At 68.3% G+C, this 14,401-nt stretch carries 14 protein-coding genes and 2 tRNA genes; 6 read left to right on the top strand and 10 right to left on the bottom strand.

All coding sequences use genetic code 11. The features are described 5' to 3' along the window. Positions 1 to 5: 5 nt before the first annotated feature. Genes DID99_RS06925 through tsaB form a run of 4 tightly spaced genes read right to left on the bottom strand, consistent with a single transcriptional unit; the run spans position 6 to position 3,301 of the window. Complete coding sequence (locus tag DID99_RS06925) at positions 6 to 965, bottom strand: DUF1853 family protein (RefSeq protein WP_124486175.1); 960 nt, start codon at positions 963 to 965, stop codon at positions 6 to 8. Further along, positions 962 to 2,050, bottom strand: coding sequence for a uracil-DNA glycosylase family protein (locus DID99_RS06920; protein ID WP_124666403.1), 1,089 nt, complete (start codon positions 2,048 to 2,050; stop codon positions 962 to 964). Before DID99_RS06920 ends, DID99_RS06925 begins: the two co-directional genes overlap by 4 nt. Next, the gene (gene rimI / locus DID99_RS06915) at positions 2,037 to 2,537 is read right to left on the bottom strand and encodes a ribosomal protein S18-alanine N-acetyltransferase (RefSeq protein ID WP_044847952.1); all 501 of its coding nucleotides are present in this window, start codon (positions 2,535 to 2,537) and stop codon (positions 2,037 to 2,039) included. Before rimI ends, DID99_RS06920 begins: the two co-directional genes overlap by 14 nt. After that, entirely contained in the window at positions 2,534 to 3,301 is a 768-nt protein-coding gene (gene tsaB, locus DID99_RS06910; protein WP_124666402.1) for a tRNA (adenosine(37)-N6)-threonylcarbamoyltransferase complex dimerization subunit type 1 TsaB, read from the bottom strand. The genes rimI and tsaB overlap by 4 nt, the downstream gene beginning before the upstream one ends. 147 nt (positions 3,302 to 3,448) lie before the next feature. On the opposite strand from tsaB, the gene DID99_RS06905 reads away from it, so the two are divergent. The 3 genes from DID99_RS06905 to aceA all read left to right on the top strand — a co-directional run bounded on the left by DID99_RS06905 (position 3,449) and on the right by aceA (position 7,316). Continuing rightward, positions 3,449 to 3,718 carry an acyl-CoA-binding protein gene (locus tag DID99_RS06905; RefSeq protein WP_044847954.1) on the top strand — a complete coding sequence of 90 codons (270 nt, stop codon included), beginning with the start codon at positions 3,449 to 3,451 and terminating at the stop codon, positions 3,716 to 3,718. A gap of 368 nt (positions 3,719 to 4,086) precedes the next feature. After that, positions 4,087 to 5,628: a DEAD/DEAH box helicase gene (locus DID99_RS06900; RefSeq protein ID WP_044847955.1), complete on the top strand. Its 1,542-nt coding sequence runs from the start codon at positions 4,087 to 4,089 to the stop codon at positions 5,626 to 5,628. 380 nt (positions 5,629 to 6,008) lie between these two features. Beyond that, positions 6,009 to 7,316: an isocitrate lyase gene (gene aceA / locus DID99_RS06895; protein ID WP_124486171.1), complete on the top strand. Its 1,308-nt coding sequence runs from the start codon at positions 6,009 to 6,011 to the stop codon at positions 7,314 to 7,316. A gap of 229 nt (positions 7,317 to 7,545) precedes the next feature. Here the strand turns inward: aceA and DID99_RS06890 are convergent, their stop codons facing one another. Further along, positions 7,546 to 7,980 (bottom strand): universal stress protein, encoded by a 435-nt coding sequence (locus tag DID99_RS06890; RefSeq protein WP_044848000.1) that lies wholly within the window; start codon positions 7,978 to 7,980, stop codon positions 7,546 to 7,548. A gap of 173 nt (positions 7,981 to 8,153) precedes the next feature. After that, entirely contained in the window at positions 8,154 to 9,059 is a 906-nt protein-coding gene (locus tag DID99_RS06885) for a LysR family transcriptional regulator (protein WP_044847957.1), read from the bottom strand. A gap of 153 nt (positions 9,060 to 9,212) precedes the next feature. Between DID99_RS06885 and DID99_RS06880 the strand changes: the two genes are divergently transcribed. Together DID99_RS06880 and aceB are read left to right on the top strand one after the other, a co-directional pair. Beyond that, positions 9,213 to 9,974, top strand: a complete 762-nt coding sequence (locus tag DID99_RS06880) for a haloacid dehalogenase type II (RefSeq protein WP_124666401.1) — start codon at positions 9,213 to 9,215, stop codon at positions 9,972 to 9,974. A 67-nt stretch (positions 9,975 to 10,041) separates the two neighbouring features. Then, the gene (gene aceB / locus DID99_RS06875) at positions 10,042 to 11,634 is read left to right on the top strand and encodes a malate synthase A (protein ID WP_124666400.1); all 1,593 of its coding nucleotides are present in this window, start codon (positions 10,042 to 10,044) and stop codon (positions 11,632 to 11,634) included. 106 nt (positions 11,635 to 11,740) lie between these two features. On the opposite strand, the gene DID99_RS06870 is transcribed toward aceB, so the two are convergent. Further along, positions 11,741 to 12,166: a gamma-glutamylcyclotransferase gene (locus tag DID99_RS06870; protein WP_124486168.1), complete on the bottom strand. Its 426-nt coding sequence runs from the start codon at positions 12,164 to 12,166 to the stop codon at positions 11,741 to 11,743. A gap of 302 nt (positions 12,167 to 12,468) precedes the next feature. Here DID99_RS06870 and DID99_RS06865 point away from each other — a divergent pair, with 302 nt between their 5' ends. Next, positions 12,469 to 13,347: a helix-turn-helix domain-containing protein gene (locus DID99_RS06865; RefSeq protein ID WP_044847960.1), complete on the top strand. Its 879-nt coding sequence runs from the start codon at positions 12,469 to 12,471 to the stop codon at positions 13,345 to 13,347. A 41-nt stretch (positions 13,348 to 13,388) separates the two neighbouring features. Here the strand turns inward: DID99_RS06865 and DID99_RS06860 are convergent, their stop codons facing one another. The 3 genes from DID99_RS06860 to DID99_RS06850 form a co-directional block, all read right to left on the bottom strand. Next, positions 13,389 to 13,853 (bottom strand): GNAT family N-acetyltransferase, encoded by a 465-nt coding sequence (locus DID99_RS06860; protein WP_014896698.1) that lies wholly within the window; start codon positions 13,851 to 13,853, stop codon positions 13,389 to 13,391. A 315-nt stretch (positions 13,854 to 14,168) separates the two neighbouring features. Continuing rightward, positions 14,169 to 14,245, bottom strand: a tRNA-Asp gene (locus DID99_RS06855). An 80-nt stretch (positions 14,246 to 14,325) separates the two neighbouring features. Continuing rightward, positions 14,326 to 14,401, bottom strand: a tRNA-Glu gene (locus tag DID99_RS06850).

Here is a 14,401-nt window from a genome sequence, read left to right as displayed (position 1 = left end):
CGGCGTCAGTGGTCCTGGGCAGCGAACGCCTGCGCACGCGCGGGCCAGTCGTCCGGCACGATGAAACCGCGCGCCGTCTCCCGCCATACGCCGTTGCCGTCCAGTCGATGGACGCCGATCAGCGCGGGCGCCTGGCGCGCCGTCAAGGCGGACGGCAATTCGAGCGAATGCGCCAGCGGTTCGGGCGCGGCGTCGGCCGCCACCCGCCGCGGCGCGAGCCATGCGAGCCGCGGCAGCACGTTCCATGCCGCACCGTCGGGCTGCGCGGATGCCCACGCCGGCCACTGCGCGTGCGTGAGCCAGAACCCGCGCGGATGATCGGCCGCGATTTCCGCGGCCACCGGCGGCAGCGGCACGCCGTGCGGATAGAACAGCCAGCCCTTGATGAACATCTGCGCATCGGACGGCGCGCCGTAGCCCAGCAGCGCGAACCCGTGGCGATCGCTCAGCCGCAGCTGATGCTCGAGCAGCCGGCTGCGCTTGCGGTCGAGGCGGTCGACGAGATTCGGCCCGACGAAATCCGCGAGCGATGCGTCGCCGTCCACCGGCGCGCATAGATAGCACTTGACCGCGAGTTCCCAGTGCAGGCGCAGCCCGCCCGGCGCATCGACGAGGAAATCGACCTCGCCGAGCGTCTTGCCGTTGCTGCGCAGCGGCAGGTTGGCGGCGACGAGCCGCAGCGACGGCCCGTGCGTGAGGAAATACTCGAGCAGGCATTCGGCATAACGGCCGAGTCGCACGGGCCGCAGCCCGTCGAGCGCGCGGTGCAGCGGCTCGGGCGCGGCATCGAGCGCGACGAGCCACGCTTCGACGGCCACCCGCTCGACCGCATCCGCCCACGGATGCGCGAGCGGCGCGCCGGGCGCGGCAGTGAGCAGGCTCGGGCTCGCGAGGAGCCAGCCCAGATCGCGGACCGCGGCATCGTGCAGCGTATCGACGAACGCGACCGCCGCGCCGCGCGTCATTGTCCGGCCGGCCCGTGCGCGGCGGCGCCCTCCGCCCGCTGGAACGTATCGCGCGCCAGGCACAGGTCGGCCCACGCCTTCGACTTGTCCTGCAGGCTGCGCAGCAGGTACGCCGGGTGGTAGGTGACGATCACCGGCACGCCTTCGTACGTGTGCACGCGGCCGCGCAGCGATGCGATGCTCGCGTCCGTCTTCAGCAGCGTCTGCGCGGCGAAGCGGCCGAGTGCGACGATCAGCTTCGGCTTCACGAGCGCGACCTGGCGCTGCAGGTACGGCTCGCAGCGCGCGACCTCGTCCGGTTCCGGATTGCGGTTGCCGGGCGGGCGGCACTTGATCACGTTGGCGATGTAGACGTTGTCGCCGCGCTTGAGCGCGAGCGACTGCAGCATGTTGTCGAGCAGCTTGCCGGCCTGGCCGACGAACGGCTCGCCCTGCCTGTCCTCGTTCTCGCCCGGCGCTTCGCCGATCAGCATCCAGTCCGCTTCCCGATCGCCGACACCGAACACGGTATTGGTGCGCTTCTCGCACAGGCGGCAGCTCGTGCAGCCGGCGACGCGTGCGGCGAGCGCATCCCAGTCGAGCATCGCGACCGGCGTTGCAGCAGGACGCGCTTCGGCCGGCGGCAGCGGATCGCCAGGCGGCGGCGCGTCGAACCACGCGAAATCGTCTTCGGTGAGCGGCGGCAGGTCGTCCGCGGCGGCGGCGGCCGGGGACGATGCCGGCCCGGCGGATGCGCGCTCTTCGTCGATCGCGGCACGCGCGCCGCTGCCCGTTTCCGCAGCCGGTGCCGCGGAGCGCGCGGCGCCCCCAGCGGGCGGCGTATCCGCCAGCGGCATATCGCCGCGCGGGAACACGCGTGCAGCCGCCTGCGTGTCACGCGGCTGCTCCGACGTCGGCCGCGACGCGGGCGGGACGGTTGCGGCCGCAACGGCGGACGCATCGGCGGACGCATCGTCCGCCGCGCCCGGCACGTCAACCGGCCCGGCCCCCGCGCCACCCGCTTCGGCGCCTTCCGCGCGCGACCCGCGCCGCACCCAGATCTGCGCGAGCCCCATTTCCTCGAGCGCTGCTTCAGCCCACGCCATGCGCGTCCCCTTCGTCCTTGTTCAGCGTCAGACGCATCACGATTGCGTCCTCCCGGCTGCGATGCCGCGCCGGATAGTAGTTCTTGCGCCGGCCGATCGTCACGAAGCCGAAGCGCTCGTACAGATGGATCGCCCGCGGATTGGACGGCCGCACCTCGAGCAGCACGCCGTCGAGCCCCTCCGCGCGCGAGATGCGCACGGCTTCGCGCAGCAGCGCGAGGCCCGCGCCCGACTGCTGGGCGGCCGGCGCGACGCACAGGTTCAGCAGGTGCATTTCGTCGATCACCGGCATCAGCACGCAATAGCCGACGAGCGCGCCCGTCACGTGCCGCAGGCACACGCCGAAATAGCCGTTGCGCAACGAATCCTGGAAATTGCCGCGGCTCCACGGGAATTCGTACGCGACCTGCTCGATCGCGACGACCTCGTCGAGATCGGTGTCGGTCATCGGCGACAAATAGCGGTCGCTCAACAGGACGCCCGTCATCCTTTTGCTCCGTCCGTCTGCGCGGCACGTGCGGCCATGCGCTCGGCGGTGGTCTGCGCGACCTTGTCGCGCACGTATTCGGGTGCGGCCTGGTCGGCCGGTACCGTCCGGCCGGCGCGGAATGCCCGCAGCGCGGCATGCGCGACCGCCAGCGCATGCGGCAGCGCATCGCCGTCGATCACGGCCGCGGCCGCCGCGGCCGGCAGTTGCGCGCCGAACGCGGCGGCCGCGTTGCCCGCGAGCGTGAACGGCGCGTCGGGCACGCCGACGGCGCCCGGTGCATCGAGCGACGCCGGATGTAGCGTGCGCCAGTCGCCCGCCTGCTCGTCCCATGCGAAGTCGGCCCAGTACGCTTCGTCCATCCGCGCGTCGAGCGCGGCCAGCACGCGCATCGTGCCGGGTGCGCGCAGCCGCGCGTGTTCGGCGCACGCGAGCAGCGTGCTGACCGGCACGACCGGCAGCCCGCGCCCGAACGCGAGCCCCTGCGTAATGCCGGTCGCGGTGCGCAGCCCGGTGAACGAGCCGGGGCCCGCGCCGAACGCGATCGCGTCGCAATCGGCGAACGTGAGGCCCGATTCGGCGAAGAGTTCCTGGATGGCCGGCAGCACGCGCGTGCTCGACACGGCGCCCGTCAGCTCGTGGCGGACCCAGGTTTGCGGGGTGGAAACGGCGTCATCGGCGAAAGCCGAGCGCAGCAGCGCGACCGAGCAGTATTCGGTCGACGTATCGATGGCGAGGAGCACTGTTTGCGTCATGGCCGACATTGTAATGCGGCGCCCCGCTCCCACGGGCGGTCGGACCCGATCGCGATGCGCGCGCCGCGCGGCTGGCGGTTTGGAAGGATCGCTCGACCCCGCGCGGCGCGGCGCTTGTTAAGATCGCCCGACCTGAAACCCTTACGGAGACACACGATGAGCGAACTCACCGCCCAATTCGACCAGGCCCAGGTCGACGTCAAGCAACTGACAGAGCGACCGGGCAACCTGACGCTGCTGCGCCTGTATGCGCTCTTCAAGCAGGCGACCGACGGCGACGCGCACGGCGACAAGCCGGGCTTCACCGACATCGTCGGCAAGTACAAGTACGACGCGTGGGAAGCGCTGAAAGGCACGACCCAGGATGCGGCGAAGCAGCAATACATCGAACTCGTCGAATCGCTGAAGAACGGCACGGCGTCCTGATCTGTCCCGCCTGCCGCGACAGTCAATCAATAGGCAATCAAATCAGTGGCGCAGCGCAGCAAATATCTCTATAATGCTGGCTGCGTCACCTCCCGCGCTCGGCTCGCAAGCCGTTCCGGCCCGACGCCTCGTAGCGTTAAGCTCCAATCCGGTTTAGAACCTGTCCCCTCCTGCTTCGACCCTCGCGGTCGTCAACTAGGCTGGCGGCCCCCGCTCCAGAAGCGCGCCGCACCCAAAACAGCTTCTAATGCCTCATCCGCCGACGGTTCGGCGGATTGCACCCGTTTCCCGATTTGCTCGCTGAATCCGACGACTTGGGTATGCGCGATTGGCGCCGACGTTTCACCCACTGTGTTTCAAGGATTGTTATGACTTCGAGCATCAACTCCAGCCCGCTCAACGCGATCGCCGACCAGGCGCTCGGTCTCGAGAACGCCGCCGCACCGGCCGCGGTCGAACCGGCGTCGGACGAGCCGACTTTCGCGTCGCTCGGGTTGTCGCCGGAGATCGTCTCCGCGCTGCAGGCCGCCGGCTACGCCAAGCCGACGCCGGTCCAGCAGCGCGCGATTCCGGCCGGCATCGCCGGTCGGGACCTGCTGGTGTCGAGCCCGACCGGTTCGGGCAAGACGGCCGCATTCATGCTGCCCGCGATCGAACGTTTCGCGCAGCTCCAGAAGGCGCAGGCGCAGCAACCGCGTGCGCCGCGCGAACCGAATCAGGGCGACCGCCGTGCGCGCCGCCCGCAGCCCGTCGCCCGCCCGGGCCTGCTCGTGCTGACGCCGACCCGTGAGCTCGCGATGCAGGTCACCACGGCCGCGTCGACCTACGGCAAGCACCTGAAGCGCCTGCGCACGGTCAGCATCCTCGGCGGCGTCGCCTACGGCCAGCAGCTGATGCTGCTCGCGAAGAACCCCGAGATCCTGGTCGCCACGCCGGGCCGTCTGCTCGATCACCTCGAGCGCGGCCGCATCGACCTGTCCGAACTGAAGATGCTCGTGCTCGACGAAGCCGACCGCATGCTCGACATGGGCTTCATCGAAGACATCGAGACGATCGTCGCCGCGACGCCCGAGTCGCGCCAGACGATGCTGTTCTCGGCCACGCTCGACGGCAAGATCGGTTCGCTGACGAGCCGCCTGCTGAAGGATCCGGAACGCATCGAGATCCAGCAGCGCCTCGAATCGCGCGCGAACATCGCACAGACCGTCCATTACGTCGACGATCGCGACCACAAGGACCGCCTGCTCGATCACCTGCTGCGCGACGACGCGCTCGACCAGGCGATCATCTTCACGGCGACCAAGATCGATGCCGACCAGCTCGCCGGCCGTCTCGCCGACGCCGGCTTCGAATCGGCCGCGCTGCACGGTGACCTGCCGCAGGGCGCGCGCAACCGCACGATCCGTGCGCTGCGCGAGCGCCGCGTGCGCGTGCTGGTCGCGACCGACGTCGCAGCCCGCGGCATCGACATCCCGGGCATCACGCACGTGTTCAACTACGACCTGCCGAAGTTCGCGGAAGACTACGTGCACCGTATCGGCCGTACGGGCCGTGCCGGCCGTTCGGGCACCGCGGTGAGCCTCGTGCACCACGCCGAGCAAGGCGCGCTCAAGCGCATCGAGCGCTTCGTGCGCTCGCCGCTGCCGGTCAACGTGATCGAAGGCTTCGAGCCCCGCAAGGCACCCCCGCGCAACGATCGCGGCACCGGCGGCCGCGGCCGTCCGGGCGGCGGTAACGGCGGTCGTCGTTTCGGCGGCAAGCCGGGCGGCGGTCATGGCGGCAACGGCCGCAGCTACGGCGGCGGCAATGGCGGCGGCTGGAGCGGCAAGCCGGGCGGCAGCCGTGACGGCGGCCCGCGTCGCGACGGCCAGCGCAGCGGCGGCCCGCGTCGCAGCAATTCGGCGTCGTAAGCACGCCCCGGCGGCCCCCGTGGCCGCCCGCCCATCCGGCAAACCGGCGCACCCGCGCCGGTTTTTTTTCGTCCCGCGCCAAATTTCACGATGCGGAAAATTTTTTTGCGTCGTAAAAAATCATGCTGCGCGGCACAACCTTACAATTGCGAGATGGGAAAAATCGTTTCTCATTGCGAAACACAAAACACAAGTTGTTGATTAAAAACGATTAAAAAGTTTCAAACTTCCTGGTATAGCCCCTGTTTCACTCGGATCGGTTTGCCTAGACTCTTATACAAGACTTCTCAAAGCGGCACGCACCGCGCCCCGCTTCGAGAACAGCGTCAGCACCGTCCGATTCGACCGATCTGGCAACACACCGCATCAAGGAGCTCATCATGTCGCGACAGCAACAGGCACAGGAACTGCAAAAGCAATGGGAAACCGATCCGCGCTGGAAGGGCATCAAGCGCAGCTACACGGCTGAGGACGTGGTGCGCCTGCGCGGCTCGATCGCCGTCGAGCACACGCTGGCCAAGCGCGGCGCGGAAAAGCTGTGGCACCTCATCAACGAAGAGCCGTTCGTCAACGCACTCGGTGCGCTGACCGGCAACCAGGCGATGCAGCAGGTGAAGGCCGGCCTGAAGGCGATCTACCTGTCGGGCTGGCAAGTGGCCGGCGACGCGAACGTCGCGGGCGAAATGTACCCGGACCAGTCGCTGTACCCGGCGAACTCGGTGCCGCTCGTCGTCAAGCGCATCAACAACACGCTGACGCGCGCCGACCAGATCCAGTGGTCGGAAGGCAAGAATCCGGGCGACGAAGGCTACGTCGATTTCTTCGCGCCGATCGTCGCGGACGCGGAAGCCGGCTTCGGCGGCGTGCTGAACGCGTTCGAACTGATGAAAGCGATGATCGAGGCCGGCGCCTCGGGCGTGCACTTCGAGGATCAGCTCGCGTCGGTGAAGAAGTGCGGCCACATGGGCGGCAAGGTGCTGGTGCCGACCCGCGAAGCGGTCGCGAAGCTGTCGGCGGCGCGTCTCGCGGCCGACGTAATGGGCACGCCGACCGTGTTGGTCGCGCGGACCGACGCGGAAGCGGCGGACCTGATCACGTCCGACATCGACGACAACGACAAGCCGTTCCTGACGGGCGAGCGCACGGTCGAAGGCTTCTTCCGCACGAAGCCGGGCATCGGGCAGGCGATCTCGCGCGGCCTCGCGTATGCGCCGTACGCCGACCTCGTCTGGTGCGAGACGGGCAAGCCGGATCTCGAGTACGCGAAGAAATTCGCGGAAGCGATCCAAAAGCAGTTCCCCGGCAAGATGCTGTCGTACAACTGCTCGCCGTCGTTCAACTGGAAGAAGAACCTCGACGACGCGACGATCGCGAAGTTCCAGAAGGAACTCGGCGCGATGGGCTACAAGTTCCAGTTCATCACGCTGGCCGGCTTCCATGCGCTGAACTACTCGATGTTCAACCTCGCGCACGGCTATGCCCGCACGCAGATGAGCGCGTTCGTCGAACTGCAGCAGGCCGAGTTCGCGGCGGCCGACAAGGGCTTCACGGCCGTCAAGCACCAGCGCGAAGTCGGCACCGGCTACTTCGACGCGGTCACGCAGACGGTCGAGCGGGAAGCCTCGACGACCGCGCTGCACGGCTCGACCGAAGACGAACAGTTCTTCGACGGCAAGAAGGTCGCGTAACGCGCGCAAGCGTCACGCCGATGCCGGCCCGTCACGCGACGGCGCGGCATCGGCGGCACCGGACAACAATCAGGGAGGAGACGGCTGGCGCGCGATCGACGTCGCGCGACCGGTCGCGCGCGGCCAGTGGCCGCCAGCAACGACGCGCGCCGGCTTCGTCCGGCGCGCCCTTTTTTCAGCGGCGCCGCCGTGCTGTCGCCCGGGCGGCTACGAACGACGGGCGCCGCGTCTACCGATAGACGATCACCGGAATTTTCGTATGGGTCAGCACGCGCTGCGTTTCGCTGCCGATCAGCAGGCTGCCGAGCCCGCGGCGTCCGTGGGACGCCATGAAGATCACGTCGCAGCCGCCACGTTCGGCCGCCTCGATGATGCCGAGGTACGGCGACGGATGCACGCTCGTCCAGCTGTCGCAATCGACGCCGGCCGCCTTCGCGGCTGCCTGCACGTCGTCCAGGTGCGCGCGCGCCTCGCGCTCGCTGCGCGCCCGGAAATCGGCGGGCGGCTCGATGATCACTTCGGAAAACGGCGAGTACGGATACTGCGGCAGGCACGCATAGGCCGTGACCCGCGCGCCGACCGCGCGCGCCAGGTCGATCGCGCCGTCGATCGCCTTCTGCGACAGTTCGGAACCGTCGGTTGGAACGAGGATGTGCCGGAACATCGCGCCCTCCTGCGTCAGACGCACCGCGCGCACCGCGAACCCATGCGGGCCGGCTCCGGCGCGTCGCGCATGCCAGTTTCGATTGTAGTGCGCGAAACCGGGCGACCGGCGCCGGCAGCGGGTTCGCCCTCATATCGGAAACGCGCGGGCCGGTGCGCCCTGCTCGCCCCGCCCTACTCGCCCCAATACCCCGGCCGTTCGTACGTATGTTTCAGGTAATCGAGAAACAGCCGCACGCGCAGCGGCAGGTGACGGCGCTGCGGAAACACCGCGTGGATGCCGATCGGTGGTGCCGCGAACGCGTCGAGCACGGTGACGAGGCGGCCGGCCGCGATGTCGTCGCCGACCTCCCACCACGATCGCCATGCCAGGCCGTAGCCGGCGAGGCACCATTCGTGCAGCACCGCGCCGTCCGAGCATTCCATCGTGCCGTTCACGCGGATCGACACCACCTTGTCGCCCTCCTGGAACGCCCAGCCGCGCTGCTGGTTCGCATTCGCGGCAAGCGCGAGGCAGTTGTGGCGCGCGAGTTCCGCAAGCGTGGCCGGCGTGCCGCGCCGCGCGAGATACGCGGGGGACGCGACGCACACCCGCCGGTTCTCGCCGAGCTTCAGCGACACCAGCGACGAATCGGGCAGCTCGCCGAGCCGCACCGCGCAATCGAACCCTTCGTTGACGAGGTCGACCATCCGGTCGGACAGGTCGAGCGTGACCGACACGTCCGGATGCGCGCCGCTGAATTCGGGCACGAGCGGCGCGACGTGGCGCCGCCCGAAGCCGGCCGGCGCGGAAATGCGCAGGTGGCCGCTCGCCTTCACGCCGCCGGCGGACACGCTCGCCTCCGCGTTCTGCATGTCGTTGATGATCCGCTGGCAATCCTCGAGGAAGGCCGACCCCTCGAAGGTCAGCGTGAGCTTGCGCGTAGTCCGCACCAGCAGCTTCACGCCGAGCCGCTCCTCGAGCGCGTCGAGGCGGCGGCCGATGATCGCCGGCGCGACGCCTTCCGCATGCGCGGCCGCCGACAGGCTGCCCTTCGCCGCGACCGCGGCGAACGTTTCGATCTGTTTGAACCGGTCCATGACTCGCAGGGCGGCGCTCCCGCCCTTCAAATAGCTTGAGCCGTCAAGATTAGGTATATGAAAGTAAAAGATCAAGTGATGTTTAGCGTCTTTTTTAGCACTGACGAGCACGAATAAAATCGTTTCCGACCTCTGAAACTGGAGCGCAAGGCTATGTCGGCCACAACGACACTCTCCTCTCCCGACGCAATCCTCTTCGATGCATTCGGCACGTTGTTCGACGTGCATGCGGTCGTGGCCGCGGCAGAGCAGATGTATCCCGGTCACGGGGACCGGTTGTCGCGGCTGTGGCGACGCAAGCAAATCGAATACTCGCAGTTGCGCACGCTCGCCGATCCGTCCGGCGCCCGCTATCGCCCGTTCCGCGACATCACGCTCGACGCGTTGCGGTTCTCCGCGCGCAGGCTCGGGCTCGCGCTGAACAGCGCGGCCGAGAAGCGGCTGATGGACGAATACGCGTGCCTGTCCACCTATCCCGACACGGTGCCCGCGCTGCGCAAGCTGCGCGCGCTCGACCCGCGCCCGCCGCTCGCGATCCTGTCGAACGGCAACCCGGAGATGCTCGACATCGCGATCAAGAGCGCCGGCATGACCGGCCTGTTCGATCGCGTGCTGTCGGCCGACGCGGTACGCGCGTACAAGCCGAGCCCGGCCGCGTACGCGCTCGGCACCGCCGCGTTCGGCGCGAACCCGCGCGACATCGTGTTCGTGTCGTCGAACGCCTGGGACGTCGCGGGGGCCGCCTGGTTCGGCTACACGACGTTCTGGCTCAACCGCACGGGTGCGCCCGCCGAGGAACTCGGCGCGCCGCCCGACGCCACCGGCAGCGGCATGGCCGACCTGCTCGCATTCCTCGCCACCCCGGCCCCGTCCGGCAGACCCGCGAACCGCGCGCGCCCCGGCCCGGGCGCATGACGTTCGCTGCGCTGCCGCCTTCCCCCTTCACCGAAACCGCAACTGACCGACCAAGGAGATGAGACTCATGAGCACCCCGATCACGCTGCCGCAAGGCATGGCGATCACCGGCGAAATCAAGCCGGGTTACGAAGCGATCCTGACGCCTGAAGCACTCGCGCTCGTCGCGGCGCTGCACCGCGCGTTCGAGCCGCGCCGCCAGGCGCTGCTGCAGGCCCGCGTTGAACGCACCAAGCGCCTCGACGCCGGCGAGCGCCCCGATTTCCTGGCCGACACGAAGGCAATCCGCGAGGGCGACTGGAAGGTCGCGCCGCTGCCGGCCGACCTGCAATGCCGCCGCGTCGAGATCACCGGCCCCGTCGAGCGCAAGATGATCATCAACGCGCTGAACTCGGGCGCCGATTCGTACATGACGGACTTCGAGGATTCGAACGCGCCGAGCTGGACGAACCAGATCGACGGCCAGATCAACCTGAAGGACGCGGTGCGCCGCACGATCTCGCTCGAGCAGAACGGCAAGTCGTACCGGCTGAACGACAAGGTCGCGACGCTGATCGTGCGTCCGCGCGGCTGGCATCTCGACGAGAAGCACGTGACGGTCGACGGCCAGCGCGTGTCCGGCGGCATCTTCGATTTCGCGCTGTTCCTGTTCCACAACGCGAAGGAACTGATCGCGCGCGGCTCGGGCCCGTACTTCTACCTCCCGAAGATGGAAAGCCATCTCGAAGCGCGCCTGTGGAACGACATCTTCGTCGCGGCACAGGAGGCAGTCGGCGTGCCGCGCGGCACGATCCGCGCGACGGTGCTGATCGAGACGATCCTCGCCGCGTTCGAGATGGACGAGATCCTGTACGAACTGCGCGAACACAGCTCGGGCCTGAACGCCGGCCGCTGGGACTACATCTTCTCGGCGATCAAGAAGTTCAAGAACGACCGCGACTTCTGCCTGGCCGATCGCTCGAAGATCACGATGACGGTGCCGTTCATGCGCGCGTACGCGCTGCTGCTGCTGAAGACCTGTCACAAGCGCAATGCGCCGGCGATCGGCGGAATGAGCGCGCTGATCCCGATCAAGAACGATCCGGAAGCGAACGACAAGGCGATGGGCGGCGTGCGCTCGGACAAGCAGCGCGACGCGACCGACGGCTACGACGGCGGCTGGGTCGCGCACCCGGGCCTCGTGCCCATCGCGATGGAGGAATTCGTCAAGGTGCTCGGCGACAAGCCGAACCAGATCGCGAAGCAACGCGACGACGTGCAGATCGAAGGCAAGAACCTGCTCGACTTCCAGCCTGAAGCGCCGATCACCGAAGCCGGCCTGCGCAACAACATCAACGTCGGCATCCACTATCTCGGCGCCTGGCTCGACGGCAACGGCTGCGTGCCGATCCACAACCTGATGGAAGACGCGGCGACCGCCGAGATCTCCCGCTCGCAGGTGTGGCAGTGGATCCGCTCGCCGAAGGGCGTGCTCGACGACGGCCGCAAGGTCACCGCCGAGCTCGTGCGCGAATTCGCGAAGGCCGAGCTCGACAACGTGAAGCGGTCGGTCGGCGGCAACACGCAACCGTACGAGCGTGCCGCGGCGATCTTCGAACAGATGTCGACGTCGGAAGGCTTCACCGAATTCCTGACGCTGCCGCTGTACGAGGAAATCTGACGACGCGGGCCGGGTCGCCCGGTCCTGCCCGCCGCCGGTCGCGCAACACGGCGGCATGAAAAAAGCGCCCCGCGGGGCGCTTTTCCTTTGCTGGGCAGCGGGTTCTCTATGCGGATGCGGCGGCGGCTTCCCGCTCGCGCCGGTGCTGGACCCAGTCGCCCGACACGATGCGCGGACGGTCGGCTGCCGCATGCGCGGCGACCGGATAGTAGACGCACGCATAGGCACGACCGCCGAGTTCGACGGTCACCGGCTCCTGCCGGAACAGCGTGTCGACGCCCGGATAGACGCGCTCGATCTCGTCGAGCACGGGCACCAGTCGCTCGTCGATCTCGTAGACGTCGCCCCACACGAGCGACCGGCCGGCCGGCCCGGGCACCATGCCCGGATACGTGCCGAAATCGTACAGTTCGCCCGGCAGTGCGGCCGCCCCGAGCAGCGTCGGCGCGGCGATCCCGTTCCGCGCGGCCGCCTGGCCGATGTCGTTGGCTTCTCCCGCTCTCAACGTGCCGTAGACGAATACATGGCGCATCGTGGTCCTCCTCTTCGATTCAGGTGTTGCCGTGCCGGGCCGTCGCGGCCGTGCCGCGGGCGCCGGCGTCGTTGGGGCGCTGCTTGTGCGAAAACGCGCCCGCATCGATAGACCGCGCCGGCGGCACGATGGTTCTTTTCGGCGCGACGCATCACGCTGGCCAGGGCTTGCGCCGGCCGGCACACGTGCTGCCCCATACAAAGTTCATTTGAACCGTGCATTATCGGCCGAAAAACCGCCGCATGCGCCTGCGCGGCGCCTTCTAAAATGACGGCATCGCCGCCGCGCCGACCGAATCGTCCATGAACCCGCCAGCCCAAGCCGACGCATCGAACCCGTACGACGTCATCGACATCCCGCCCGAGTTCGCGCCGACCCGCGTCCACCCGATGCGTGTCCGGGCACGGCAGGTCGACGCCGGACGCCGGATCCCGCTGCACACGCACGCGTGGGCGCAACTCGCGTATGCATCGCGCGGCGTGCTGCGCGTCGCGACGACCGGGACGACATGGATGGTGCCGCCTTCCCGCGCGATCTGGGTGCCGCCGCACGTCACGCACGAGGTCGTGATCGTCGAGGAAGCGTACTTGCGCACGCTGTACATCGACGAGTCGGTCGTGCCGGACGGGCTCGACGCATGCCGGGTGGTCGAGGTGACGGGCTTGCTGCGCGAACTGATCGTCGCGCTCGACGCGCGCGACCTGAGCGGCACCCGCGAACGGCTGCTGTGCGGGCTCGTGCTCGACGAGCTGAGCCGCGCCGAACCGCTGCCGCTCGCGGTGCCGATGCCCGACGAGAAGCGGCTGCGCATGCTGTGCGAGGCGGTGCTCGCGCAACCGGCGCATGCGGAATCGCTCGAACACTGGGCGAGCGAGGTGGGTGCGAGCACGCGCACGATCTCGCGGCTGTTCAGGCAGGAACTGGGCGTGAGTTTTTCGCAGTGGCGGCAGCAGGCGCTGCTCGCGCGCGCGATTCCGCTGTTGAACCAGGGGCGCCCGCTGTCGCATATCGCCCGCGAACTCGGCTACCAGAGCCAGAGCGCGTTTTCGGCGATGTTCCGGCGCGCGTTCGGCGAAAGCCCGCGCGCGTTCATGCTGCGCGGCTACGAGCATCGCGGCGCGGAAGACGGCATCGCAATCGACGACGCCCCCGACGACGACGCGATCGACGCCGCCCGCTGACCGTCGCCGCGTGGCCCCCCGCGTGGGTAACCGTTACGCGCTCAAACCGGACGCACCATGTGGCGAATCGAGCCGAGCTGGGCCAGCCTCGGCCCGGTGACGCGGTAGCCCATACGCAGGTAGAGGCGCGCGGCCGGATTGTCGACGAACACACGCAACTGCAGTTCGTGCAGCCCGCGGGCGCGCGCCCAGCGATGCGACATGTCGAGCATGTAGGTGCCGGCGCCCTGTCCGCGATGGCCGGCCGCGATCTGCACGTCGCGGATGTGCAGCGAATCGCCCTCCTCGGTCACGCGCAGCACGCCGATACGTTCGCCGTCGGCTTCCAGGATGAAGTTTTCGGATTCGCGCCAGCTCGCATAGAACAGGTCGCTGCGCCAGACGAGCCCATGGCGCTTGTAATAGCCGCCCATGTTGCCGTGCGTCAGCGCCTCGGCAAACGGAAAATCGCCAGGCTCCGCGGGCCGGAGCTGATACAGCAATCGCAGGTCGGTCGGATCGAGCATCGCGCAGGGGTCAAAAACGCATTCCGCCACGATAGCGCAGTCGCGGGCGGATGCAATCGCGAATTTCTCGTAGTGGCGCCGGATCGGCGATGCAAATGAAAAAGCCCGCACGAGGCGGGCTTTTTCATTTTCTGGCGGAGCGGACGGGACTCGCCTACATCCTGCAGGCCGCGGCTGCGCGTGCACGCGCAGCCCTTCGCGTCCCGCCGGAAGCCGCGCAGGCGGCTTCCTCCACTCCGCAGTCACGCGCCCGCACGCGGGCACGATCAACGGTGCAAATGAAAAAGCCCGCACGAGGCGGGCTTTTTCATTTTCTGGCGGAGCGGACGGGACTCGAACCCGCGACCCCCGGCGTGACAGGCCGGTATTCTAACCGACTGAACTACCGCTCCAACTTTCTGCACCGTTACCTGCAGGACGTCGGTTACGTTCCTGCAAGCCTCGCGACACTTCTACGAAACGCCGCTGAATCTGGCGTCCCCTAGGGGATTCGAACCCCTGTACTCACCGTGAAAGGGTGATGTCCTAGGCCTCTAGACGAAGGGGAC

The organism is Burkholderia sp. Bp8986, assembly GCF_003854225.1.
Taxonomy (GTDB): domain Bacteria; phylum Pseudomonadota; class Gammaproteobacteria; order Burkholderiales; family Burkholderiaceae; genus Burkholderia.
This window is presented reverse-complemented; position numbering and strand designations above follow the sequence as displayed.

What these genes read in the sequence shown, in the direction of transcription:
- DID99_RS06925 (WP_124486175.1), bottom strand. Translation starts at nt 965, where the DNA reads ATGACGCGCGGCGCGGCGGTCGCGTTCGTCGATACGCTGCACGATGCC.
- DID99_RS06920 (WP_124666403.1), bottom strand. Translation starts at nt 2,050, where the DNA reads ATGGCGTGGGCTGAAGCAGCGCTCGAGGAAATGGGGCTCGCGCAGATC.
- rimI (WP_044847952.1), bottom strand. Translation starts at nt 2,537, where the DNA reads ATGACGGGCGTCCTGTTGAGCGACCGCTATTTGTCGCCGATGACCGAC.
- tsaB (WP_124666402.1), bottom strand. Translation starts at nt 3,301, where the DNA reads ATGTCGGCCATGACGCAAACAGTGCTCCTCGCCATCGATACGTCGACC.
- DID99_RS06905 (WP_044847954.1), top strand. Translation starts at nt 3,449, where the DNA reads ATGAGCGAACTCACCGCCCAATTCGACCAGGCCCAGGTCGACGTCAAG.
- DID99_RS06900 (WP_044847955.1), top strand. Translation starts at nt 4,087, where the DNA reads ATGACTTCGAGCATCAACTCCAGCCCGCTCAACGCGATCGCCGACCAG.
- aceA (WP_124486171.1), top strand. Translation starts at nt 6,009, where the DNA reads ATGTCGCGACAGCAACAGGCACAGGAACTGCAAAAGCAATGGGAAACC.
- DID99_RS06890 (WP_044848000.1), bottom strand. Translation starts at nt 7,980, where the DNA reads ATGTTCCGGCACATCCTCGTTCCAACCGACGGTTCCGAACTGTCGCAG.
- DID99_RS06885 (WP_044847957.1), bottom strand. Translation starts at nt 9,059, where the DNA reads ATGGACCGGTTCAAACAGATCGAAACGTTCGCCGCGGTCGCGGCGAAG.
- DID99_RS06880 (WP_124666401.1), top strand. Translation starts at nt 9,213, where the DNA reads ATGTCGGCCACAACGACACTCTCCTCTCCCGACGCAATCCTCTTCGAT.
- aceB (WP_124666400.1), top strand. Translation starts at nt 10,042, where the DNA reads ATGAGCACCCCGATCACGCTGCCGCAAGGCATGGCGATCACCGGCGAA.
- DID99_RS06870 (WP_124486168.1), bottom strand. Translation starts at nt 12,166, where the DNA reads ATGCGCCATGTATTCGTCTACGGCACGTTGAGAGCGGGAGAAGCCAAC.
- DID99_RS06865 (WP_044847960.1), top strand. Translation starts at nt 12,469, where the DNA reads ATGAACCCGCCAGCCCAAGCCGACGCATCGAACCCGTACGACGTCATC.
- DID99_RS06860 (WP_014896698.1), bottom strand. Translation starts at nt 13,853, where the DNA reads ATGCTCGATCCGACCGACCTGCGATTGCTGTATCAGCTCCGGCCCGCG.